Origin of the sequence: Mesorhizobium sp. M7A.F.Ca.US.005.03.1.1, from assembly GCF_003997975.1 — a bacterium.
GTDB lineage: Bacteria > Pseudomonadota > Alphaproteobacteria > Rhizobiales > Rhizobiaceae > Mesorhizobium > Mesorhizobium ciceri.
This window is the reverse complement of the sequence record NZ_RZRO01000107.1, coordinates 1-22,255: the sequence shown is the minus strand read 5'-3', so window position 1 is coordinate 22,255 and position 22,255 is coordinate 1. Positions and strand designations below refer to the sequence as shown.

Genomic DNA, 22,255 nt, shown 5'->3' with positions numbered 1-22,255 from the left:
TCTCCGGCCTCGAAACTCTCATTGTCGGCGCCTCGGCGGGCGAAGCGGAAAAGGACAAGGCAGGCGATCTTGCGCGCAGCATTCAGACCGAACTTCGTCGCCTGGGGTGCTACCGGATGCAAGTTGATGGCGATTGGGGCACAGGCTCCATCCGTGCCCTCACCGACTACTACAAAAACACCAAACAGATCGCACCCACGACCGAGCCGACCGTCGGATTGCTCGGCGATCTCTTTTTGCGTTCCGGCAGAATCTGCAAGCAGCCGGTCATCGTCAAGGCCAAGCCGGCTAAAGTCGCGTCGGACAACGGCCCTTCGCAAACCGGCCCCAGCCGCAAGGCGGCGAAACGCGCGCAGGCCGTCCCGCAACGCCCCATAGCCCCCCCACCAGACATTAGTGGGGGGATAGGCATCGGTGGTGTGTTTTAGGACGTGGGCTGTCAGGCGGGCCTACTTCATTGGCGTTCGTAACATCACGATTTCGCCTCACGGATCGCCTGCAAAGTCGCATGGCGTAGCTTGTCCTCGCGCTTAAGGGTCTTCACTCGTCCGACAAGGCCAGGTTTGATCCATTCGGCGTCTGGCTTGTCGGCTCCCTTCGGTGGCGTGCCTTTCCCCTCCTGCACCTTGGCCCACAGGCGTTCTCGCATGGCTTTGTTCAGGGCGATGTGAGCCGATCCGACATAGCGGCGTTCCGCATCGCGGGTTGCCATCAAAGCGAGTGGTGCCGATCCCGGTTTTAGCTGCACGCCTGCCACTTCAAAGTCGACTTCCTCGTAGCATTTGGTTTTCAGCCACGCTTCGGTGTCGCCTGACCGATAAACGCTGTCAGGCCGCTTCGACACCATGCCCTCCAGGCCCATGCGATCAACCGCGGCGTAGAAGTCGGCCCCGCCGCCATGCACATGGTGACTGTACTGGATCACGCCCTTGGCAGGCCCGACGAGTTCGAGCAGCTTTTCCCGACGTTCCAGCAGAGGTGCTGGGCGCAAGTTGACCCCGTCCAGGTGCAACAGATCGAAGGCGACGAAGATGATCCGATCCGGCGCCCATCGCATTGCGGACCGCAGCGAATGGAAATCCGACACGCCCTTCCCATTGAGGACGATTGCCTCGCCGTCGATGATTGCCGACTTGGGTGAAAGGGTTGCCGCCGCCTCGACAATCGTCTTGTACGTCGATGACCAGTCATAGCCTCTTCGCGTGATCGCTCGGGCCGTGCCGTCTCGATTATGATTTGCGTCCGATAGCCATCGTACTTGATTTCGTGAATCCAGTTGTCTCCTGTCGGGGGGACCTCGACAAGCCTGGGAAACATTGGCCTGATGAACTTCAGACGCATGAACTGACCCGCAAGACTGCGTTTCAATTTAGCATGCGCTAAAATGGTTCCGGAACATTTTAGACGAATTGACTGTTTGACAGCCATGGCGAGGCCGTCCGACGTGGACCATCCATTCCCGGCAAGGAGCACGGCGGCGAACCAGCCGATGAGGACGACAACTTCTATACCTGCCCGACGTGCGGACAGCAGGTCGACATGCGCGACTTGCGGCAGGTGATTTGGCACGAGCAGCCAAAGCAAGCCGCTCCTGTTGCTGGTAGATTAGCCGCGCCAGCACATCGGCAGCAGCACCCCTCTCAAAATTGGCGGAACATAATTTAGACCCGTCAGTTGGGAGAACTCATGGGAGGCGCGCGATGTTGCAACGTGAAATCTCCATTGTCTCGGACAGGTCGAAATTGGTGGCGGACTATTCTCTGATCGCCGCCGATATAGCCCAGCGTCTATCTTTGCGCGCTTGCAATGACAACGCTTCCGCCAACGTCCCGTGGGCACCGAAACATTCCGAGGCCCCGACTTCGCCGGCCTCGCACACCCGCCGAGTATTCCTCGACCGATCGTGCTTTAGCCACGATCTATGCGTCGACGGTGGTGGGGATAACGCTGATTCTGGCGTCGGCAGTTTGAGTTACGCGACCTGATGCCGCTCTCCCAGAAACTATCTTCGGTTGAGATGACACTCAAATGCCCCGGATGTGGAAACGAGTTCACCAAGCCAGGGCGTTGGTTCATCGTTGCCGCCCACTATCGGTGCGAAGGTTGCCAGCGTTTACACCGCCTTCCTTATCCAGAAAAGGTGGAACTGTTCGAAAGATACGCCCAAGGGTGTGAAGACGGGCTCGGCAGCATCGACAGTGGGCCCGCACCGCTTGGGTGAGGACCGATGCGGGCCCGGCCAAGGGTTGCCTTTCCTTGGCCAGCAGCGTGCGGGGCGCTGCCGCCAAGAACTGAGCATGAGTAATAAGGTTCCGCTGATACAAAAAAGCCCGCCAGCCGTCAGGCCAGTGGGCAGTTCTCATGGGGAAAGCACCGAATGGGAACAGTGCAACGACCGAATCTCGACAGCGCGGTTTTTGTTCCACCGTCCGCGAACAGACCTAGCGTCGTTGCCTTGGTAAACCCGTACGGCAACCCTTCCGGCCTTTCAATTTTTGCCCGATGGCTCGCTACTCTGCGGCCCTGTCACCTCAAGGTTTAGGACTGACGCTACCCTGTCACAGATAGTCGATATCCACCCAGATGTTACGCCGCAACCGGCGGCGGTGTTACGTTAGTCGAGGTATACCGTGGTGTGCGAGCTGCTCGGCTGGTGGCGTGCGCCTCTCCGTTGCTTGGTGTGACTGTCATGGGGCCGCGAGCCGACTGGCAACTTCCTAGAATCCAGTTGGCAAAAGCGGCCATTCCGCACCGAGCGCCACTTATCGGATCGAAGGTGTTTTCGGCGTCACAGGCCCGCCAACTGGTGTTATGCTACTTCTCATCGCGAGGCTTGAGCTTACGCGGTGAGAAGTTGAGGAGGAGGATATGTTAGAGACGCAGCTTCAAAGTCGCAATGGCATGCCGATTGGCGCCGACCTCATCGATGAGTTCGCTTCGGGGTTGGCTGGCCGCCTTATCCGGCTCGCTGATGCCGATTACGACGAGGCACGCCGTATTTGGAACGCGGCAATTGATCGACACCCTGGACTCATCGCACGCTGCCTCGGTGTTGCTGATGTAATCCACGCAGTGAAATTCGCCTCTAAAAACGACCTTCTTGTCGCGGTGCGTGGGGGCGGTCACAATGTCGCCGGGCGCGCGCTCTGCGACAACGGCATCGTGATCGACCTCTCCGCCATGCGTGGCGTGATGGTTGAGGCCAAGACCCAGACCGTGCGAGTTCAGGGCGGCGCGACGCTTGGCGATCTCGACCGAGAGACGCATTTGCATGGGTTGGCGGTGCCGGTCGGCGTCGTCTCTAAGACCGGCGTTGCCGGTCTGACGCTCGGCGGCGGCGTAGGCTGGCTGGTGCGCAAGCACGGACTGAGCTGCGACAATGTGATTTCGTTTGAGCTGGTGACAGCGGAGGGCAACCTGCTGACGGCCAGCATGGAAGAACACCCCGACCTGTTCTGGGCTTTGCGCGGCGGCGGCGGTAATTTCGGCATCGTCACCTGCTTCACCTTCCGAGCGCAGCAAATATCTTCAGTGCTCGGCGGCCTGATCGTTCACGCACGCGACAAGTCCGGTGAGGTGTTGCGCTTCTATCGTGACTTCATGGCCACGGCACCGGAGGAACTGACTGCCTACGCGGCCATGCTGACGACGCCGGACGGTATGCCGGCGGTCGGCGTAATCGCATGCTGGTGCGGTGACGTGGTAGAAGGCGCACGTGTGCTGGCGCCGCTGCGAGCTTTCGGTCCCCCAATGCTCGATGCCATCCAGCTAATGCCCTTCCCGACGATGCAGAAGCTGCTTGACGGCGCTTTCCCGGACGGGACCCACAATTTCTGGAAGGCGAGCTTCGTTCCGCAACTTACCGACACGATCATAGACCTGCTTGTCGAGCATGGAAATCGGATGAAGTCGCCTCTTTCGGCCTGCATCGTAGAGTTCTATGGCGGCGCGCCAGGCAGGATCAGTCGCGCTGAATCCGCCTTCGCCCAGCGCGGCGCGGAATACAACATAGGAATGACCGCGCAGTGGGTGGATCCGGCCGAAAGCGAAAGGCATATTGCCTGGGTACGCGCGATGTATGATGCGTTCGAGCCGCATTCGAGCGGAATGCACCTTCTGAACTTTCAGAGCGAGCCCGCGGACCAAGTTATCCGCGCCTCATTCGGCGAAAACTACAGACGGCTTGCGGAAGTGAAAAGCAAATACGACCCGACCAACTTTTTTAGCGTCAACCAAAACATCTCGGCCGCGACACATTAAGCGCCTTCGACAAACTGAGGCGAACTGATCGAAAGTTCCCTTGGGGTCAGCATGATCGCGGGCACCTAGGCATAAGCTCGGGGCTATCAGCACCGTGCATCCGGACGGGTCTCCAGAGGCAGCCGTCATACAGGTGACGTTGGGCAACGACCTCAACATCGTGTTCGACAGCTTTCCCGGAAGTCGGAAGCTGGCAAATATCAAACGAGACAGCCGGATCGCCATGGTGATCGGCTGGAATGAAAATGTCACGGTTCAAAATCGAAGGCCGGGCCCGACCTGCCAAGGCTAACGAATTACAGCGGTTGAGAGATGTCCACGTTGCCAACTGTCCGCTTGAAGCGGAGTTTCTAAAGCAAGGGGCACAACTTTTTACGATTTCGCCTCGATGGATTCGCTATTCCGATTTCAGAGGCGAGCCGATGGTTTTTGAGCTGTCCGGCAACTCGCTTGCGAAATAGGGATTAGCCCCGCCACCTCTCGGCAGCGGGCCGCCGCCAGGGCTGCCTGTGCAACAAAGGCCGTCGATCTGCGTTGAGGCTCGTCTCAGTGGAGCTTCGACAATGGATCCGGCAACCGCAGCAGTACTGCTTTTACTCTCTTGCAGCCCAGGCGAGGCTGTCGTCTGCAGGCCCATTGATGCCGCGCCGACCACATATGCGTCGCTTGACGTGTGTAAGGCATCTCTGAAAGACAGGCTCGCAGGTGCGCCAAATGGGGAAATCGTCGGACGATGTCATCCCCTCGACGAGACTGTCACCGGTTCCCTGCCCGCCGGGTACACCACCGTTGTTGTCACGCGCGGTGTTGGGAGCAACGCCGTCAGCAATAGCTACATCGTTCAACACAAAGAATAAGGCCCGCCACCTCTCGGCAGCGGGCCAATTCAACCGGATGTTGGATTCAGGCGTTGCCCGCCGGGCGGTACGCCTTCATGTCCGCCGCCCCTTGGCGGTTCAGGTGTTCCCTCACCGGCTTAAGGATAGACGTTGGATGGGTCGGCGTCATGTGCACAGATCGCCAGCGGTGCAACGGTCAACTGCTTAGCGGCTCCTTTGGTTTTGTGCGCAACGGTCTTTCCCCTAGCTGGATTTAGCTATCCCCCTACGGCTGGGTAGGGACGTCAGTCTCAATTGAGCAATCGCTGATTAGGCAGCGCGGGGGATGATCCCTAAGAGCTATCCCGCAATGGCAGGTGCGGCCCACGCTTCCAACCTAAGCATCCCCGCACCGGCCATTCTTTTGGGTCTACGGCTGGGTAGCGCCTAGCGGCTCGCTTTTGGCCTTGATTTGTTCTGGCCGTTGCAACTAGGCGCAATCCCGCAGTAGCGGAGCCGCGCAAAGTCCTCGCTAGTTTCACCTTACGTTCCTGTCCGACTGCGGACAATCGCCACCAAAGCACAAGCCCTTGGAAGGGGACCTGGGGGGCGGTAGTCGGCACGATCAGACAGACCAAAAACGGGTTGAGCGACCGTGCCGACCATAGCTGGACACGAGGGTGGGCCTAATGTCCAGGCTCCATATGCTACCGGTACACTGGTCTTGCTACAACTACGCCTGATGGCCTATGTCGCGCTTGAAAATCGAAGTCGCATGGCGATCTGGACGCTACCCAAACCGCACTGCCTAGAATCCTAAAGGGAACTCACCCTCAAGTGGCACATTGACCCTCTGAGCGGTCGATTCAAAAGGATGTAGCCGCTTACACAGGGTCCGCCGCCGGCGCCCCAATAGGCGGCGGGCTCACCCTCAGTGGCTTTCAACGTAGAGCAAGAAGCCCGCCTCGCCTCATTCACGGCGAAATGGCAGGCGTAACCACATCGAAGGCTCGCCAAAGGACCTCTTCTATACTCGTGGGAGTCGAATCCACGAGCGGAATGCGCAGCGGCCAGCCGTTGACCATCTGGAAGACCCAACGACGTCCTTGGACCACGCCAAGGCGCCTGTAACGACAAGAGGCGCATAGGTCGCGATGACCACATGGGTCTGCCTGTAGTATGTGGAGGTTATTACACGTTCGACATACTCGCGCTGCCAGTTCGGGTGAAGGCTGCTCGGGTTCGTCGATGAGGAAAACAGGCTGATGGCCTCGCTCCGCGGTGCTTAGGAACACCAGCGATGAAATCAGTGACAATTCGCCTGACCTGGCGTCTTGCAATTCGATCATCAGCCCATCTCGGCGCTCGAGATGTACCTGGATCGGCTCGCGTAGAAAATCGTGCTGCCGAAGCCAGCGCTCGTTCCTGAGCACTGCTTAGAAATCGCGACCTAATGAGAACGACAGCTTAGGGTCCGTCTGGTCTAACCAAACCACTTGCTTGGGTTGGACGGAATGGCGGCCTCCTGATCCAAAGAGAGCACGCTCTCAAAATCCAGAACCTGTCGTCCAGTGTTGACGGCGGAGAAACCGAACCTCGGGTGGTATCCGCAGTAATTGAGAACCGCTCCGGCTTCATAGAAGCTCGCGCTGGATTCACGGAAGGACGCAGCAATGGCCTGCTTTATTACAGAGCGGGGTGAGTTGAAGGCCGGGATACGACGCAAGTTCCGAATGCCCGCAAATCTGTCTCGTGCAGTGTTCGAGACGACCGTGAGGTCCGTCGGATTTGTAGAGGTTCCCCTCGCACGACTTCCTTGCGCCGGTGAGCACCGCGCCGCCTGGCCCGTTCCACCAGCCCAGCCGCATGAAGCTGCGTCTCGATGAAGGGGTAGCCCCAGTTGAAGTCATGATCGCGCAGCAGGTATTCGTGGAAATGCTTCAGGTTCCAGCCAAGGTAGCGGTGGCGATAAAGTTCCAGCATCTCCTCGATCCCCTCCGCGGCACCCGGCGCGTCGAAAGCTTGCCCAAACGCCGGTCGAGCAACCCAGCCTCCCCAGCCTCTTCGTAACGCTCGCGGTAACGCCGGAATTGCCGCTCCGACATGCCCAGCAACTCGCCTGCCTCCATCATCGAAAGATCGCCGCCATTCCAGCGGCTCAATACATCCCGAAACTTCTGCATTCTCCGGTCCTCTAGCCACGCTGCCCGCTTCATCCCCAGCCTCCATTCGCTGGCGATAAAACCGGACAACTCGCGTGCTACCTAATCCGGACAACTCATGTGCTTACGACAGCAGTTGCTGAAATACATTGCCGCGATTAAGCATTCGGACTAAAGTCATCCCTTCTCGCAGCGTGCCGCGTCCTCCGGTTTGACACAGGGGTGCCGAATGCGCATGTCCTTGCTTTTCATTTCACTGCTGATTGCACACATCCCGATTGTATCGCATGCCGCCGCCATTCACGACGCCGCCGTGAAGGGAGATGTCGCGGCAATTACGGCAGCGCTCGACGCCGGTGCCGGCGTCGACGAGAGCGATGGAAAAGCAACGCCGCTCTATCTTTCGGTTAGGGGCGGGCATCTTGCGGCGGCAAAACTGCTCATGGAACGAGGTGCCGACGCCAACGTTGCCCCGACGCCGCTTTTGGGACCTCCCCTCATGCCGGCTTTGGCAAAACGCAGGGTCGACTTGATCAATCTGTTGCTGCAGGGGGGCGCAAATCCAAATGCGCAGCGCGGCGGTGAATCCGCCCTTCACATCGCCGTCAGATCCGGCTGTCTCGATTGCGTGAAGGCACTGGTCGAGGCCGGCGCCGATGTGAATGCGAAGACAAAGGACGGCAAGACACCGCTCCACATGGCAAAATTCAAGGGGCAACATGAAGTTGCCGCCTATCTCTTGTCGCACGGCGTCGTCTTGCCAACGCCAGCCCCTATCTCGATGAAATTGTCAAATGCGGATGTCGAGAAAGGCCGAACCTACTTCACCCATGTGTGTCACGGTTGCCACAATGCCGAGCCAAAGGGAGAGACCAAGACGGGGCCCAACTTGTGGGGCGTCGTCGGCCGCGACAAGGCATCCATGGCAAGTATGCGTTACTCCGACACATTGCTGGGCTGGGAAGGTGTATGGACGTATGAGGACCTGAACACATATCTCTTCGGGCCCATGCTCACAACGCCGGGCGTCAAGATGGAGACGCCCGGTGTCCCGGACGAGACCGAACGGGTCAACGTGATCGCGTACTTGCGCACACTCAGCGACAAGCCGATTCCGCTGCCCTGAACCCCTACCCAGTATCGCCCCTTTGTAAAAGCGCACTGGGGAAGCCCTGCCAATGCCAGCGCGCAAAAGAAGCCTTTAACGCTTATTCAATTTATCTATTTTAGAATGTGCTAATGCGCTTCTCAATCCTGCTTTTTGGCTGGGCAGTATTTTGCGGTTGGGATTTCGCCGCCAATGATGGCCAAACCATTATTGGCCTTGGCGTGCGAGTTGCCAGGCTATTCCACCTCTCCGGGCTAATTTGAAGTTAGGACGACGTCAGCGCTTCTTCACCTTCGGCGTGATCTCCTCGACCCGCACCTTGTCGCCGATCTCCCTTAGCGAGCGGGTATGTCCGAGGCAGGCTCGTCGAGAAAGGCCCCTGCCCCTTTTTACTAGCTCTCGACGAGCCGTGCGCCGCTTACCCCCGGACGGCAAACGCTGTCGCAGTCTGCCTTGATCGTCAAGCGACTGTTCTGTTCGCGTGTTCGTTAGCTCAATCAGGTTGCGCTAATGTCACATTCGGTGGACGCGTACGCGTGCGCGCAACTGCAAGCCGTCTCATTCACCCTTCCGCCGTCTCAATTTCGGCATGATCTCCTCGATCCGCGCCTTCACGCCGTCCTGGGCCATCGCCACCGGTGACGACGCCCATCCCGAACGCAATCTTGATCCAGAACGTCGAGATGCGGAGATAGATGTCCCTTCCGGTCAAGAAATTGAGGCCTTCCAGCATCGCGATGAACGCGGTCAATCCTACAGTAATAGCCGGCAGCAGGATGTGCCAGCCGATGACCCAGCCGAACTGCAGTCGCGATAGCAATACAGGATCGAAGTCCTCGTCCCTCTGGATGCAGGCGAGCCGGCGAGAATCGCATCACCTTCCGTAGTAGCGGCGGCTGTGGCGGGAGCGCGTTTTCAGTGCCGTGGTCAAGCTATGGGAATTGGCGACGGTGTCGATGCCGGATTTTGAAACCAGCTGTTCTGCCGCGTCGTACGGCTTGCAACTCTCAGGCGTGACCGCGCCAGAGGCGATAGAGCACGCACCTAGCTTGCGTGCTTGTGCTGCTTAGCTGCGCAACGACACCCGGGGGCGATGGGAACCGTCTGCGGCAATCCATGCTTCGGTGTGCTTGCAGCTCGCTTAGTCAAAGCGCTTCTCTGGGTAGGCACAGGGCGATCCGACCAACGGACAAGCGACGGCAGGACGAGAAATCGATGCTGCCGTCCAGTCCCGCCAGAATTGCCGCACGACAGGCAATGTAACGCGTGAAAGGCGTTTGAAACGTCACATTCGGCTATATGAGAATGAACGCCCCGATAAGAAGCGCGCCAAGCCCGATCGCGACGACAAGCCGTGTGGTGAGATCCATCAGGTCAATTTCCTTATTGCCAACTCTAACGTCTCGAGTTGGACGAGACCTTCCGTACGGAATCGTCGGTCCACGCCAATTGCCTCCGCGCCGGGAGAGAACCATGTCGGCAGCTTTGCCGGAGCAGAAACCCGTTGCGCCGCTGCCCTGCCCGGCGGCTATCATGAAACCAGCACATTCCGGAACTGCCAGGGATCGGATGTGTCGATGTCCTCCGGGAAGAGCCCAGGCCGGCCATCCAGAGGCGTCCAGTCCGTATAGACACCAACGAGAGAGCCAAGATAGGGCTTCTGGATCTCCAGGCAGCGCCGGAAGTCCAGATCTTCAACTTCCACGATGCCGGCCTCGGGGTTTTCAAGCGCCCAGACATGCCTGCGAGCACAGCCGACGTGACCTGAAGCCCAGTAGCATTGTGATGGGGCACGAGCTGTCGTGTCTTCAATCGCGAGCTGCGAACCGTACCAAAACGCGTTTCTTGAATGGCCCTAAAGAAGCACGCCAAGTTCATCTATCCCGTCGACGATATGCGCGAAAGTTGTTGAACGCCTTCGCCGCCGAGGCTGCCATTAGGGGTGTTCGGCGGATCTGGGTGCAGAGCCACGATTTCCAGGCGCCAGGATTGCATGAAAAGGCCGGTTTTGTGCGTGTAGCTGAGTTTGCAGATTGGCCGGAGGGACACTCCAACGTTATTCTCTGCAGAACCCTGGAAGCCACGACGGCAACTCCATGACCACCATTTAGCGCAGGTAGCTGACGCGGACGCACTACCCGATATCGAACAGTCGGAGGGTGACGCTTACCGCGAAGTTGCGGAGCTGGCCTGGATTGCCGATGACGAAAACCAGACCGTCGAGCGTCACCGTGAACTTATCGCCAAGGGCACGTGCTGGGTAGCGGTGGAGCAGGATGGCCGGACGGTCGCATTCCTGAGCGCGGAGATCCAGGACGACACATTGCACATCTGGGAACTAGCTGCGCGCCTTGACCGACAACGCTCAGGTATCGGACGCGCCTTGCTCGAAAAAGCAATCACAGATGCGAGGGAGCGCCGCCTTGTTGCGATCACCCTGACAACGTTTCGGGATGTGATCTGGAACGCGCCTTTCTATCAGAAGCTGGGCTTTCAGGTGCTGGGCGAGACGCATGCGGGAGACCGGCTTCGTCAAATACTGCGTCGGGAGATCGAACACGGGATGCCGGCAAGCAGGCGCTGCGCCATGCGCCTCATTCTCGGCTAGACGGAAATTGGCTAAAGTGATGGACAAAACCCTTGCTCTGGCAATGCCCGAATTTCGACCGGCTCTGATCGGCTGAGCTGGAAGGTTGATATCGCAGGCTAAAGAGCGTTGAAAAGCTGGCTCGGGCGGACCAATTTACATTGCGAAGAAGATTTTTCGCTATCCGGGAATAAAACGCCGCCCGCCCTGGTCTTCCATGCATACGCTGCTGATTGACCTTGAAGGAACGTCCCCCTGCAACCCCACACACCGACGACCGCGACGGCAATGGTCAACGCATTCCCAGGTGAAGGCGACGCGTTGGCCGCCTGCGGCTCCCAGCCTGTCTGCCTTAAACGTCCTGCCCAGTCGGGATCGAGAGAGCTCAGACGCCGCGGATGCGAGAACGCATCGGGGTGGATGCATCGTTGCGGTCCAGTGTGTGATTGACATCGATGAAACAGTTGCCTTCACATTCACCGCAGCTGGCGACCCTAAATACTTCCGCTGGGTTCGCTTGCAAGACAGAACCATCTTCGCTTCCTGGGCACTCAAGGCGAGGCGCATATCACGGTACACCAATGCTAAGCAGCAATGCGCAGGCCGACCGCTTCAGCGAAGTGGTAATGCCTCATCTCGCCGACGCGCTTTCGCTGGCCCGTTGGCTAACCGGCAATGCCACCGACGCCGAGGATGTCGTGCAGGACGCGTGCATGAAGGCACATGCCAGCATCGCCAGTTATGCCGGCGGCAATGCACGCGCCTGGCTGCTCACCATCGTGCGCAATGCGTGCTACACATGGCTGGCGCGGAACCGCCCGCGCAGCATCGTCTCGGTGGGCGATCTCGCCGATCTCGACGAGGTGAGCTCCGCTCACGCAGCCGATCCACCCGACAGCGAGAGCCCGGAGGCGACCCTGATCGCCAAGGCAGATACCGTAGCACTCGAAGCCGCGATCGCCGCCCTGCCGCAGCCGTTTCGCGAGACCCTCGTGCTGCGCGACATCAATGGCCTCGCCTACCGCGATATCGCGGCCATGCTAGGCGTGCCGATGGGTACGGTGATGTCACGGCTGGCGCGGGCGCGTGGCCTGCTGATCTCTGGCCTTGGGAGGGCGCAATGAGCGCGCACAACGACGGATTGCCCGAGGATGCCGCAGGCATGAACCTGATGCTGCACGCGCTGGTCGATGGCGAGCTTGACGCCGCCGCGGCCATAGCCGTTGAGCGGCGCATAGCCGCCGACCCCAAGCTGGCGGCCGAACATGCCCGCGTCATGGCCTTGCAAGGGGCTGTGGCCGGACTTCCGCAGCCGCAAGTCAGCGACGCCTTCAGCGCGCGCATCGCAGCCATGGCTGCTGCCGGCAATGTCGAGGTACTGCGCCCCAAAGCGCCGACGGCACCAGCGAAGGCAAATCGAACGGGGTGGTCGGCGCGCAACTTCGGCTCATTCGATTGGCGCGCCATGGCGGCGTCTATCATGCTCAGCGCGGTGCTGGCCAGCGGTGCAACGCAATGGGCGATGCAGCCTGGCGTAGCCGATGGCTTTGCCGCAGGGGTAGCCAGCGGCCACCAGCGCAGCCTGTTGGCGATGAGCCCGGTGGATGTCGTCTCGTCGGACCGACACACGGTGAAGCCCTGGCTCGACGCAAGGCTCGGTCTTTCGCCGCCGGCGCCGGACATGGCCAAGGACGGATTTGCACTCATCGGTGGCAGGGTCGAGGTCATCGGCGGCCGGGCGGTGCCGGCACTGGTCTATCGCCACCGCGAGCATCTGATCACCCTTGTCGCCGAGCCTCAAAATGCCGGAGCTGTGACCGACCCTGTCGATCTCTCTGAGGGCGGTTTTTCGCTGGTGCAGTGGAGCGACGGCGCCTTCTCCTACTGGGCGATTTCCGACATGGAGCGGCCGGAGCTGGACGATTTCGTAGCGCGCTTCCGCGCCGCCACCGTGACCGGCTGATAGCCGACCGCCCAGACCTTTTCAGCCAATATCAAGTGCGACGTCACCGCTGGCTCGGCTACTTCGCGGTCAGACAGACCCACGGCACCAGCATGGTGCCGACCTCGGACGTGCGCGTGCAGCGTCGGCTGGCCCAGTTCCCGACAGCCGCCGTCCCTGATTTTGGGACCTCCAAAGAATTTCGCGCCACCCGGGAATAAAGGGATGTCTTGGCGAGTCTTGTTGTTAGCGGGGCCAATTTCCCGGCACGCAACCAAGAAACGAAACAAGGATCTACCAAAATGACCAAGCTCGCTCTCAGCGTGGCTGCCATGCTGCTTGCCTCAAGCGCTGTCTTTGCCGGCAGCGACCATGGCGCCAACAACTCCAACCAGCCGGCCACCAGCGTCGACACCAACGCTACTGCTTCCATTCCCTCCACGCCGCGTCAGGACAGCGTCGACTCCAAGGTGACGACCGGGCCGAGCCAGGGGTCGGTTCAGGACATCATCAACCGGCACAACAACGACGGACTCTGGGGCCGCTGAACGCGCCTCGACCTCCAAACAACAACTTCTCTCAATCCTCAAGATCAGGAACTGTTTCAATGAAAAAGATCGTCCTTACGGCTGCCGCCATCCTCGTTGCCAGTGGCACGGCCTTCGCCGGCAGCGACCACTACGGCTCGAACACTTCCCGCCAGCCGGTCGCCAGCCATTCGGCTTCAAAAATCGACACCTCGCACACCAGCTCGATCCGAGAGGTCAAGAAGATCCATGGTGGCGATGCCAGCGTGTCGGCGCAGTACGGCCAAGGCATCTGGGGCAACTGAGTTTCATCCGGTCAGGACCGATAGGTTCGGCAATCAGGACGGAGGGCCACGCTTGGCTTTCCGCCACCCCCACCTCTTAACACAGGAGATCATCATGTTTAACATGACACGTCGCACGTTGCTTGGGTCCGCAACTGCCGCTGCCGCATTCGGCCTCGCCGGCAGGTTGGAATTCACCCGTCCTGCCTTCGCCGAAACAGCAGTCGAGCCGGCCGTTGGCTTCTACAAATACATGGTCGGCGATATCGAGATCACCGCCATCTATGACGGCATCTGGCGCAAACCGCACGACCCAGCTTTCATCAAGGATGTCTCCGTCGAGGACACCAAGGCAGCCCTTGCCAAGGCCGGCCTGACGACAGACTTCATGCCTATCCCGCTCACCGTCGTCGTCCTCAAGATGAACGGCAAGGTGATTATGATGGATGCCGGTTCGGGCGTCGGCCAATGGCAAACCAATGCCACCCATCTGCCGGCCAACATGGCCGCCGCTGGCATCGACTACAAGACTATCGACACCATCATGATCTCGCATTTCCATCCCGACCACGTCTGGGGCCTGATGGAAAAGGGGACCAGCGCGCCTGTGTTCCCCAATGCCGAGCTCATCGTCAACGCCACGGAATACAAGTGGTGGACCGACCCCGGCCGACTGGCAAAGCTGCCCGAAGGGCGCAAGCCGGCGGGCAAGCGCATCGCCGAAAACTTCCCGAAATGGAAGAACTGGAAGCTGGTCGAGGACGGCGCCGAAGTGGCGCCTGGCATGCAGATCATCGCCGCGCCCGGTCATACGCCAGGCCATTCGGTCTACCTCGCAAACTCCGGCAAGGAGCAGATCATGATTTCGGCAGACACAATGTATGTGCCGGCACTGCTGGCGCCGCATCCGGACTGGCAAGGCACCTACGACCAGGATGGGCCGACGGCCATTACCACGCGCCACAAACTGATCGATCGCGTGATTGCCGACAACATCCGCATCTCCGGTTCGCACTTCCCGTTCCCGGGCACCGGCACCTTCGTCAAGGACGGCAACGCCTACGGCTTCACCCCCGTGCAAATTTAAGCGCGGCAATCCCAAAGCGAGAAAGACAATGGAACCTTCCCTCTTCAACAGGCACAACCTGTTCGGGCTGCTCGGCGCCGTTGCCGTGCTGGCTGCCGTTCCGGTCGCCGTCACCGGGCCGGCCTATGCCGTGGACAACATTGAAGGCGACGACGCGCCCGACCTCACCGCAGTAAAAGCCAAGATCGATGCCAAGGACTATAAGGGTGCATTGGCCGATCTTCGTGACCTGGCGCAGGACACGCAGCAGGCCGACGTCTACAATCTGCTCGGCTTCACGCTGCGCAAGACCGGCGATTACACGACGGCACTGACCTACTACACCAAGGCGCTCGAACTGAAGCCGGACCACAAAGCGGCGCGCGAATATCTCGGCGAACTCTATGTCGAGACCGGCGACATGGCCAAAGCTAGGGAGCAGCTGGCATCGCTGACCCAGCTCTGCCCGGCAGGCTGCGAGGAACGCGCAGACCTGCAGAAGGCCATCGACACCAAAGTGACCCAATGAAGCCAGGCGGGCGCCGTCGTGCGGCGCCTGCCCTCTTTCCTATCTGGAGCCAATCGTGACAACGACACAAATCGCCTTGAAACTACATCTCACCGACTTGACCCTGCTGACGGGTCGCCTGCTGCTCTCATTGCTCTTCGTGCATGAAGGCGTTGAGCTGGCGATCCATTTCGACGGTGCCGCAAAAGCCATGGCCGCCCTCGGCGTCAGCCTGCCGCTTCTGATGGCCACCATAGCGCTGCAGCTGGGAGCCGGTCTTTCGATCGGCCTGGGCCTGCTGACGCGTCTGGGCGCGGTCGCGCTCGGACTGTTCTGTTTGGCAACGGCAGCCCTGTTCCACACCAATTTTGCCAGCCAGAACGAATTGCTGCATTTGGAAAAGGATCTCGCCATAGCGGGCGGCATGTTCGTCCTCGCCATCGCCGGAGCCGGCGCGATATCTCTCGACAGGGTGCTGAACGGACTCATGAGGCGCCGGCAACAGGACAGAGAGACGGTTGCCGCGCTCATAGCGGCCGGTAGCCCTTTGTCGGTGGGCGATATCAAGCTCCCGTTCTAATTTCGACCAAGACGCTGGGTCTCATATCAACTCGGCACGCCACAAACGCCTCGGGTGACCAGATGGCGCAAGCCGTTCGTGGCGTGCCGTTCATCGACGTCCGCTTAACGGCACGGATAGGGCCGCCCTATCGGCCGATTTGAGGCGCAAAGCTGCCGATGGGTGTAAGATAAATGCGATCAGCGAATGGGGGGCCTAGCTTCTTGAATTTGGGCGAACCGCCTCGTAACCAGTTGACAGATAACGATGTGCTAGTCGCTGAGGGTCAGCGTTCTCTGTACGGGTCGCCAAGCCGTTTCCTCGTACTGTATGGTCTGGCGGACCTACTTACGATGACTCCGAATAGATCCGTCCGACAGGGCCGGACCAGCGGTCGAGGTGACTGCTTCCCGGGTCGCAACGTTCTCCAGAAATGTCGTCGCCGGCACGAAGAACAATGTGCCGGTGACCGCGCGGCTGAAGTCCAGCAACCGATCGTAGTTGCCTGGCGGCCGGCCAATGCGCTGCCACGTTTCGAGCCCTAAAGCTGACATTCGCGTCTGTAGCTCAGTAAGGGTTGGAATAAGTCGAACGGTGCCACGGGTGCGCGGGTGGTAGACCCGAAAACCAGGAGGAAGGGTTGCGGCTCTGCTCCCATTTCGACGGCGGCGGCAACATTTTGAGACCAGACCCTCGAGGCCAAGCGCGCGCAAGGCGGCCTTTTCAAAGGTCAACAACGCCGAGTTAAACGTCGAGCAAAACCGTTCCTTGCGGGCGGCTGCAACATGCCAGGACATAGCCGGCCGATTTATCTTCAGCATTCAGCCCGCCTAGATCGTCCATGGCAACTTCGCCGGATAGTTTAGCTATTCGGCACGTTCCGCAAACGCCCTGCTGGCAGGCGGTTGGGATGTAGATGCCACAGTTCCGTGCCGCTTCAAGCAGGGTCTCTCCGGGCGCGCAGTGATGCTCCACGCCCGAGCGGGCGAAACGGACCGAAGACGAAATCGCTGAAGCCAATTCCGACCGCGAACCATTGCTGCCTCCGAAACTCTCCTCGTGATACTGCGCCGGCGGGAAGCCTATTGCGTGAAGGCAGGCCCGTGCCGTCTTCATGTACCCTTCGGGTCCACAGGCAAAAACGGTGCGCCTGTGGAGATTGGGAACGAGGGTCAGCAGCATCTGACTGTCTATTCGGCCAGTTGGCCCCCTCCAGGTGCGATCTTCCTGGCTGCAAACGCACGTTACCCGCAAGTTGGGGAAGCGAGAGGCAAGTGCGTCCAATTCCCGTCGAAAGATTATATCACCTGGCGTTCTGGCGCTATGAATGAAGGAGATATCCTGGTCGGTTGCGCGGTCGGTAAGCGCACGCAACATCGACATCACGGGCGTTATCCCGCTGCCGCCCGAAAGGAAGAGCGGCGTTTCATATGGCAGGTCATCGAGATTGAATGAGCCGAGCGGCCCTTCGATTTCGATCTCGTCGCCCGCCCCCAAATTGTCGTGGAGCCAATTCGAAACCAGGCCGCCCGGTGTTCGCTTCACCGTGATCTGCAGGTCGAGCGGTCGCGTCGGTGGTGAGGAAACAGAGTAGGAGCGCGTCACCGCGGCACCCTCGATCTTGAGGTGCACGAGCACATACTGGCCCGCGCTGAAGCAGAACATCCGATCCGTCGGGGATGTGAAAACGAAAGTTTTCACATCGGGCGTCTCCTCGATTACACGACGGCAGAGTACGAGCTGCGATGTGGTTTGTGCCCATTGCCGATGACGCATCATCGGGAGGAGGCCGGGGGTCCCAACGTGTGCGTTCATCACTCATCTCGGTTTGAAGTAGAGCCAAGATGCCATTTCCAGGCCCGCCATAACAGGAGCCTCCCTCGCGAGTTATGATCGATTATTTCGATTACATATCCAGTGACATCACGGCAACGTGAAGGGCGCGGATTCCCTTGCGGATGATCGGTTCGTGCTTGCGGCGCGCCAGGATGGCCGTGTGTACCGGCTGATGCAGGGTCGGAGCACCTTCGACGATGAACGATGGGCGTTCGAGGGCGAACCTGCGCGCATCGTCACTTCGCATATAGCAGGTCCCGCCCGCGCGCCGTAGCATCATCTCCGCCAAGGTTTCCGATCCCATGGAAAGGCGACAGATCGCCAACTCGCCAAGCAATTCGGCATGGGCCTTCTCCAGCAGGGCCGTATAGCCAGGACGAATATAGGTTTCAGGATCGACCTCGGAGAGGGTTCTGGCTACCGTGGAAACCATCACATATTCCTCAACCATCAAATGTTCATAGGAGATTTCGGGTAGGTATCGTGGGGCGTAAAGCACTGCGATGTCGAGATTTCCCATGCTTAGGTCGCTGACCATCTGGTTCGAATAATCCGACTCGACATGGATCGACGATTTGGGAAGAGCCTGACACAGCGTCTCCACCCAACCCGGCAAAACCGAGCGGGTCATCCCGACCTGCGCGGCGACGCGCAAGGTGCCTTCGAAACGATTGAACGCCCGGACATCGTGGCGAGCCTGCGACCATGTGGACAGCAGGGATCTTGCGTAAGCTTCGAACCGGCGTCCTGCGGCGGTCGGTTCCGCCCCGGCGCGTCCGCGCTGGAACAGTTCGGACCCGATTGCGCTCTCGAGGTTCTTGATGCGGGTGCTGATCGTCGACTGGGTCAATCCTAGCCGATCCGCGGTGCGATTGAAGTTTCTCGATTCGATGATGTCCAGAAAGGTCTCGATGTGATCAAGTTGCATGAAATCTCCAATCGAAAAACTCGATCATATTCCACGTATCATAAGCTTGATCAAACAATACTCAAGGCGGAAGCTGTAGCACATCAGCGGCCGGCAGCGCCGCCGGGACGAGATACGGATACGGAGCGGAAGAAGTGTTCATAGTCGACTGCGACTGTCATAATTACTGGTCAAGCGCTACTGTGTTGGAGCCCTATCTCTCCGGCTTGTGGAAAGACATGTTCATCGAGGGCGAGAAAACAGGGCCCGTTGGGGCCTTTCCGCATGGTCATCGGCCCTGGTTCCACCCGCAGGACTTTTCCCGCAAGGACATCCGTCCGAAAACGGAAGCCGACAACTATCTCATCATGAAAGAGAAGCACCTCGACAAATACAAAGTCGACGTGGCGATCCTGACCGGCGATGAGCCTTTCGAGGCGTCGACACTGGCTAACCCTTACTATGCCAGCGCTCTGGTCAGCGCTTACAACGATTATCAGATCGATCAGTGGTTGCCGAAAGACGATCGGTTCATGGGCTCGATCATCATCGCGCCACAGGATCCGAAGCTCGCTGCCGCCGAGATACGCCGTCTTGGCAGCCATCCGCGCATGGTCCAGGTTCTCGCCTCCCAGGGGTCCGTCAAGCCGTATGGCGACCCGTTTTACCATCCGATCTACGAAGCCTGCGCGGAAGTGGGGTTGCCATTCGCCATTCATCTGGGCGGGCATGGCGGCGTGAATTCAACTGCCATTGCTCCTGCTCCGACGACATTCTTCTGGGAAACGCATGCCATTCTGCACATGTCGGCGATGTCGCACGTGGCAAGCATGATCGCCCATGGCGTCTTCGAGAAATGGCCGGACCTCTACTTCGTGATCATCGAGTGCGGCGTCGCCTGGGTTCCGTCGGTCCTTTGGCGCCTGGACGCCGACTACAAAGCGCTGCGCAAGGAGACGCCATGGCTGAAGATGCTGCCGTCTGAATATTGCCGGCGCAACATCCGCTTTTCCACGCAGCCGCTGGAGCAGCCTGCAAACATCCAACATCTCTGGTCCACGCTCGAAGCGATGGACGGCGAAAACACGCTGATGTTTGCATCAGACTATCCGCACTGGGATTACGACGATGCCAACACGCTGCAAATCCCTCCTGCATGGAAGAGCAAGATCATGGGACTGAACGCGCTGGAAGTCTACAAACGCATCCCCCGCGCGCAAGCCGCGAATGCCGCCTGAGGAAGCATACGATGCCCGAGAAGACATATATCTGCCGCGTCGACGAGATCGAAACAGGGTCTCCGTTCATCGCCAAGATCCGCAGCCTTTCGGTCGGGATTTTCCGCATCGGAGATTCATTCCACGCGCTGCTGAATGTCTGTCCGCACCGCGGCGCTCCGCTTTGCGAGGGGCCGCAATGCGGCACAACCGCGCCCGTTGAACAGGCGCAATTCATCTATCATCGCGAAAACGAGATCGTTCGATGCGCCTGGCACGGGTGGGAGTTCGACATCAAGTCAGGCGCGGCCTTGGTCGATCCCTCCGTTCGCGCGCGCACATTTCCAGTCACCGTCGAAGCCGGCGGCATCTACGTGACGGCCTGATTGGCGCAAGCCGATTGGGATTGGAAAAATTCGAAGGAAGGTGGCGGAGCCAATAAGCAGATTTGTTCGCCGGTGCTTGACGAGAAATAACGCGGGGAACTCCGCAATGGGAGAGTCAAATGTCAGAATCTGAATACAAGCTTGGTATCGCGCAAAGCCTGGTCGGAGGCGGCAAGGTTTCCCGCCGCGAATTCATTCATCTTGGGCTGGCCGCGGGCCTGACCGTTGCCGCCGCCGACCGGCTGTTCGTGAGCACGGCGCGGGCCGAACCGATGCAGGGCGGCTTCGCCAAGCTCGGCATGGCTCATGGCGCGACGACGGATTCGATCGATCCGGCCGGCTACCCCGACACGTTCACACAAACCGCATTTTCGGGCTCGCTGTCCAACAGCCTCACTGAGGTCGACGCCAAAGGCAATGTCCAACCGGACCTCGCCGAGAGCTTTGAAACTTCGGATGGAGCCAAAACCTGGGCTTTCAAGCTGCGCAAAGGCGCAACCTTTCACAACGGCAAGACCGTGACGGCGGATGACGTCGTGACCTCCTTGCAATATCACATGGGCAAGGACACCAAATCGGCGGCGAAGTCGCTGTTGGACTCCGTCGCCGATGTCAAGTCGGACGGCCCGGAAACGGTGGTCTTCACGCTCAAGAGCGGCAACGCCGATTTCCCTTACATCATGAGTGACTACCATCTGGTCATCATGCCGGCCAAGGACGGCAAGGCGGATTGGGCTTCAGGCGTTCGCACCGGTGCTTTCGTCCTCGAGAATTTCCAGCCCGGCGTTTCGGCCAAGCTCAAGCGCAATCCAAACTACTTCAAGAATGGCAAGCCCTATCTCGACGAGGTGGAGTTCATCGCCATCACAGATCTCGCCGCTCGCATGGCGGCGCTATCCACGGGGGAGGTGGACTATATCGGCCGCGCCGACCTCAAAACCCTCGGCATGTTGAAACGCAATCCCAAGGTGGAAATCGTCGAGGTCACTGGCTACGGGCACTATACCTTGCCGATGAATGTCACGATGGCGCCGTTTGATAATCCGGACGTGCGAATGGCATTGAAATGGGCGATCAATCGCCAAGAAATCGTCGACAAGATCTTTCTTGGCCACGCCACTGTGGCCAACGACAACCCGATCGCGCCGGCCATCAAATTCGCCAAGGATCCGCAACCGCAACACAGCTTCGATCCGGAAAAAGCCAAGCACTACCTGAAAAAGGCCGGAATGGAGAACCTGAAGGTGGACCTCTCGGTGGCCGATGCCGCCTTTGCGGGGGCGGTGGATGCGGCTTCGCTCATTCGCGAAACGGCAGCCCAATGCGGCATCGACGTCAATGTCGTGCGTGAGGCCGAGGACGCTTATTGGGACAATGTCTGGCTGAAGAAACCCTGGTGCGCTTCCTATTGGAGCGGTCGGGCAACCGCCGACTGGATGTTCACGCAAGCCTTTGCCGCGGACTCCAGCTGGAACGAAACGTTCTGGAAAAATCCCCACTTCAACGAATTGCTTGTCCAGGCACGCGCCGAGACGGACGAAGCCAAACGAGCGGCGATGTATGCCGAGATGCAGCAACTAACCCACGATGACGGCGGCAGCATCGTGCTGGTCTTCAACAATTTCGTCAGCGCCCAATCCAAAAAGCTCGCACACGGTGATGTGGCGCCCAACTGGGAGAACGATGGACTGAAGATGGCCGAACGCTGGTGGATCGCCACGGCATGAGATGGCGGGCCGGAGCCGCGATGGTTTTGAGGCTCCGGTCAGCTGGCTCCGAGTGCAGGGTTGCCGCCCAAAGGGAAACGCCACGCACATGAACCCCGTCGCAAGAACGGTCCTGCAGCGCCTTGGCCTCGGTCTGGTCACTTTGTTTATCGTGTCCATCATCATCTTCTCTGCGATCGCGATGCTCCCAGGCGACTTCGCCAAGGCCACGCTCGGGCAGTCGGCGACGCCCGAAACGGTCGCCGCGTTTCAGCGGGAGATCGGCATCGATCGTCCGCCTGTCGAGCGCTACTTCGCTTGGGTCGCCCAGATGCTCCATGGCGATTTCGGCTCTTCGTTTGCGAGCCGCACCGGATATCGG

General features: G+C 59.5%; 18 protein-coding genes and 4 pseudogenes. 15 read left to right on the top strand and 7 right to left on the bottom strand.

All coding sequences use genetic code 11. The annotated features are described in order from the left end of the window. Positions 1-428: pseudogene (locus EN990_RS29825) on the top strand (caspase family protein); the annotation flags it as partial. 44 nt (positions 429-472) lie between these two features. Here the strand turns inward: EN990_RS29825 and EN990_RS29820 are convergent. Further along, positions 473-1,207, bottom strand: coding sequence for an ATP-dependent DNA ligase (locus EN990_RS29820; RefSeq protein ID WP_338101350.1), 735 nt, complete (start codon positions 1,205-1,207; stop codon positions 473-475). A 1,661-nt stretch (positions 1,208-2,868) separates the two neighbouring features. On the opposite strand from EN990_RS29820, the gene EN990_RS29800 reads away from it, so the two are divergent. Then, positions 2,869-4,260 carry an FAD-binding oxidoreductase gene (locus EN990_RS29800; protein ID WP_063173930.1) on the top strand — a complete coding sequence of 464 codons (1,392 nt, stop codon included), beginning with the start codon at positions 2,869-2,871 and terminating at the stop codon, positions 4,258-4,260. Between the two features lie 2,758 nt (positions 4,261-7,018). On the opposite strand, the gene EN990_RS29785 is transcribed toward EN990_RS29800, so the two are convergent. Beyond that, a complete protein-coding gene (locus tag EN990_RS29785; RefSeq protein ID WP_164768974.1) occupies positions 7,019-7,261 on the bottom strand; it encodes a helix-turn-helix domain-containing protein in 243 nt (80 codons plus the stop codon). A 208-nt stretch (positions 7,262-7,469) separates the two neighbouring features. Here EN990_RS29785 and EN990_RS29780 point away from each other — a divergent pair, with 208 nt between their 5' ends. Then, positions 7,470-8,366 carry an ankyrin repeat domain-containing protein gene (locus tag EN990_RS29780; RefSeq protein WP_127368734.1) on the top strand — a complete coding sequence of 299 codons (897 nt, stop codon included), beginning with the start codon at positions 7,470-7,472 and terminating at the stop codon, positions 8,364-8,366. Positions 8,367-8,910: 544 nt separating this feature from the next. Here EN990_RS29780 and EN990_RS29775 read toward each other — a convergent pair. Together EN990_RS29775 and EN990_RS29770 are read right to left on the bottom strand one after the other, a co-directional pair. Further along, the gene (locus EN990_RS29775) at positions 8,911-9,168 is read right to left on the bottom strand and encodes a cytochrome ubiquinol oxidase subunit I (protein ID WP_206519187.1); all 258 of its coding nucleotides are present in this window, start codon (positions 9,166-9,168) and stop codon (positions 8,911-8,913) included. Positions 9,169-9,879: 711 nt separating this feature from the next. After that, positions 9,880-10,236, bottom strand: a pseudogene (locus EN990_RS29770) (homospermidine synthase); the annotation flags it as partial. A gap of 138 nt (positions 10,237-10,374) precedes the next feature. Here EN990_RS29770 and EN990_RS29760 point away from each other — a divergent pair. The 8 genes from EN990_RS29760 (at position 10,375) to EN990_RS29725 (ending at position 15,842) form a co-directional block, all read left to right on the top strand. Then, positions 10,375-10,956: a GNAT family N-acetyltransferase gene (locus EN990_RS29760; protein WP_198032098.1), complete on the top strand. Its 582-nt coding sequence runs from the start codon at positions 10,375-10,377 to the stop codon at positions 10,954-10,956. A 560-nt stretch (positions 10,957-11,516) separates the two neighbouring features. Next, the gene (locus tag EN990_RS29755) at positions 11,517-12,059 is read left to right on the top strand and encodes a sigma-70 family RNA polymerase sigma factor (RefSeq protein WP_027162036.1); all 543 of its coding nucleotides are present in this window, start codon (positions 11,517-11,519) and stop codon (positions 12,057-12,059) included. Continuing rightward, positions 12,056-12,898 (top strand): anti-sigma factor, encoded by an 843-nt coding sequence (locus tag EN990_RS29750; protein WP_127368733.1) that lies wholly within the window; start codon positions 12,056-12,058, stop codon positions 12,896-12,898. Before EN990_RS29755 ends, EN990_RS29750 begins: the two co-directional genes overlap by 4 nt. 281 nt (positions 12,899-13,179) lie before the next feature. Further along, on the top strand, positions 13,180-13,425 hold the full coding sequence (locus EN990_RS29745; protein WP_127366927.1) for a DUF680 domain-containing protein: 246 nt from the start codon (positions 13,180-13,182) through the stop codon (positions 13,423-13,425). 59 nt (positions 13,426-13,484) lie between these two features. After that, positions 13,485-13,709 (top strand): DUF680 domain-containing protein, encoded by a 225-nt coding sequence (locus tag EN990_RS29740; RefSeq protein WP_127366926.1) that lies wholly within the window; start codon positions 13,485-13,487, stop codon positions 13,707-13,709. A 94-nt stretch (positions 13,710-13,803) separates the two neighbouring features. Then, positions 13,804-14,775, top strand: coding sequence for an MBL fold metallo-hydrolase (locus EN990_RS29735; protein ID WP_027162032.1), 972 nt, complete (start codon positions 13,804-13,806; stop codon positions 14,773-14,775). Between the two features lie 28 nt (positions 14,776-14,803). Next, positions 14,804-15,283 carry a tetratricopeptide repeat protein gene (locus EN990_RS29730; protein WP_127366925.1) on the top strand — a complete coding sequence of 160 codons (480 nt, stop codon included), beginning with the start codon at positions 14,804-14,806 and terminating at the stop codon, positions 15,281-15,283. A gap of 97 nt (positions 15,284-15,380) precedes the next feature. Next, positions 15,381-15,842 (top strand): DoxX family protein, encoded by a 462-nt coding sequence (locus EN990_RS29725; protein ID WP_338039906.1) that lies wholly within the window; start codon positions 15,381-15,383, stop codon positions 15,840-15,842. 323 nt (positions 15,843-16,165) lie between these two features. Here the strand turns inward: EN990_RS29725 and EN990_RS36355 are convergent. The 3 genes and pseudogenes from EN990_RS36355 to EN990_RS29710 all read right to left on the bottom strand — a co-directional run. Next, positions 16,166-16,342, bottom strand: a pseudogene (locus tag EN990_RS36355) (peroxidase); the annotation flags it as partial. A 223-nt stretch (positions 16,343-16,565) separates the two neighbouring features. Beyond that, positions 16,566-17,522 (bottom strand): hybrid-cluster NAD(P)-dependent oxidoreductase, encoded by a 957-nt coding sequence (locus tag EN990_RS29715; RefSeq protein WP_164766175.1) that lies wholly within the window; start codon positions 17,520-17,522, stop codon positions 16,566-16,568. A 205-nt stretch (positions 17,523-17,727) separates the two neighbouring features. Further along, positions 17,728-18,585 (bottom strand): LysR family transcriptional regulator, encoded by an 858-nt coding sequence (locus EN990_RS29710; protein WP_127369789.1) that lies wholly within the window; start codon positions 18,583-18,585, stop codon positions 17,728-17,730. 134 nt (positions 18,586-18,719) lie between these two features. On the opposite strand from EN990_RS29710, the gene EN990_RS29705 reads away from it, so the two are divergent. The 4 genes and pseudogenes from EN990_RS29705 to EN990_RS29690 all read left to right on the top strand — a co-directional run. Beyond that, positions 18,720-19,802 (top strand): amidohydrolase family protein, encoded by a 1,083-nt coding sequence (locus EN990_RS29705; RefSeq protein WP_127369788.1) that lies wholly within the window; start codon positions 18,720-18,722, stop codon positions 19,800-19,802. A gap of 11 nt (positions 19,803-19,813) precedes the next feature. Beyond that, positions 19,814-20,167: a Rieske (2Fe-2S) protein gene (locus EN990_RS29700; protein WP_023809364.1), complete on the top strand. Its 354-nt coding sequence runs from the start codon at positions 19,814-19,816 to the stop codon at positions 20,165-20,167. A gap of 119 nt (positions 20,168-20,286) precedes the next feature. Beyond that, complete coding sequence (locus tag EN990_RS29695; protein WP_127369787.1) at positions 20,287-21,894, top strand: ABC transporter substrate-binding protein; 1,608 nt, start codon at positions 20,287-20,289, stop codon at positions 21,892-21,894. An 88-nt stretch (positions 21,895-21,982) separates the two neighbouring features. Next, positions 21,983-22,255: pseudogene (locus tag EN990_RS29690) on the top strand (ABC transporter permease); the annotation flags it as partial.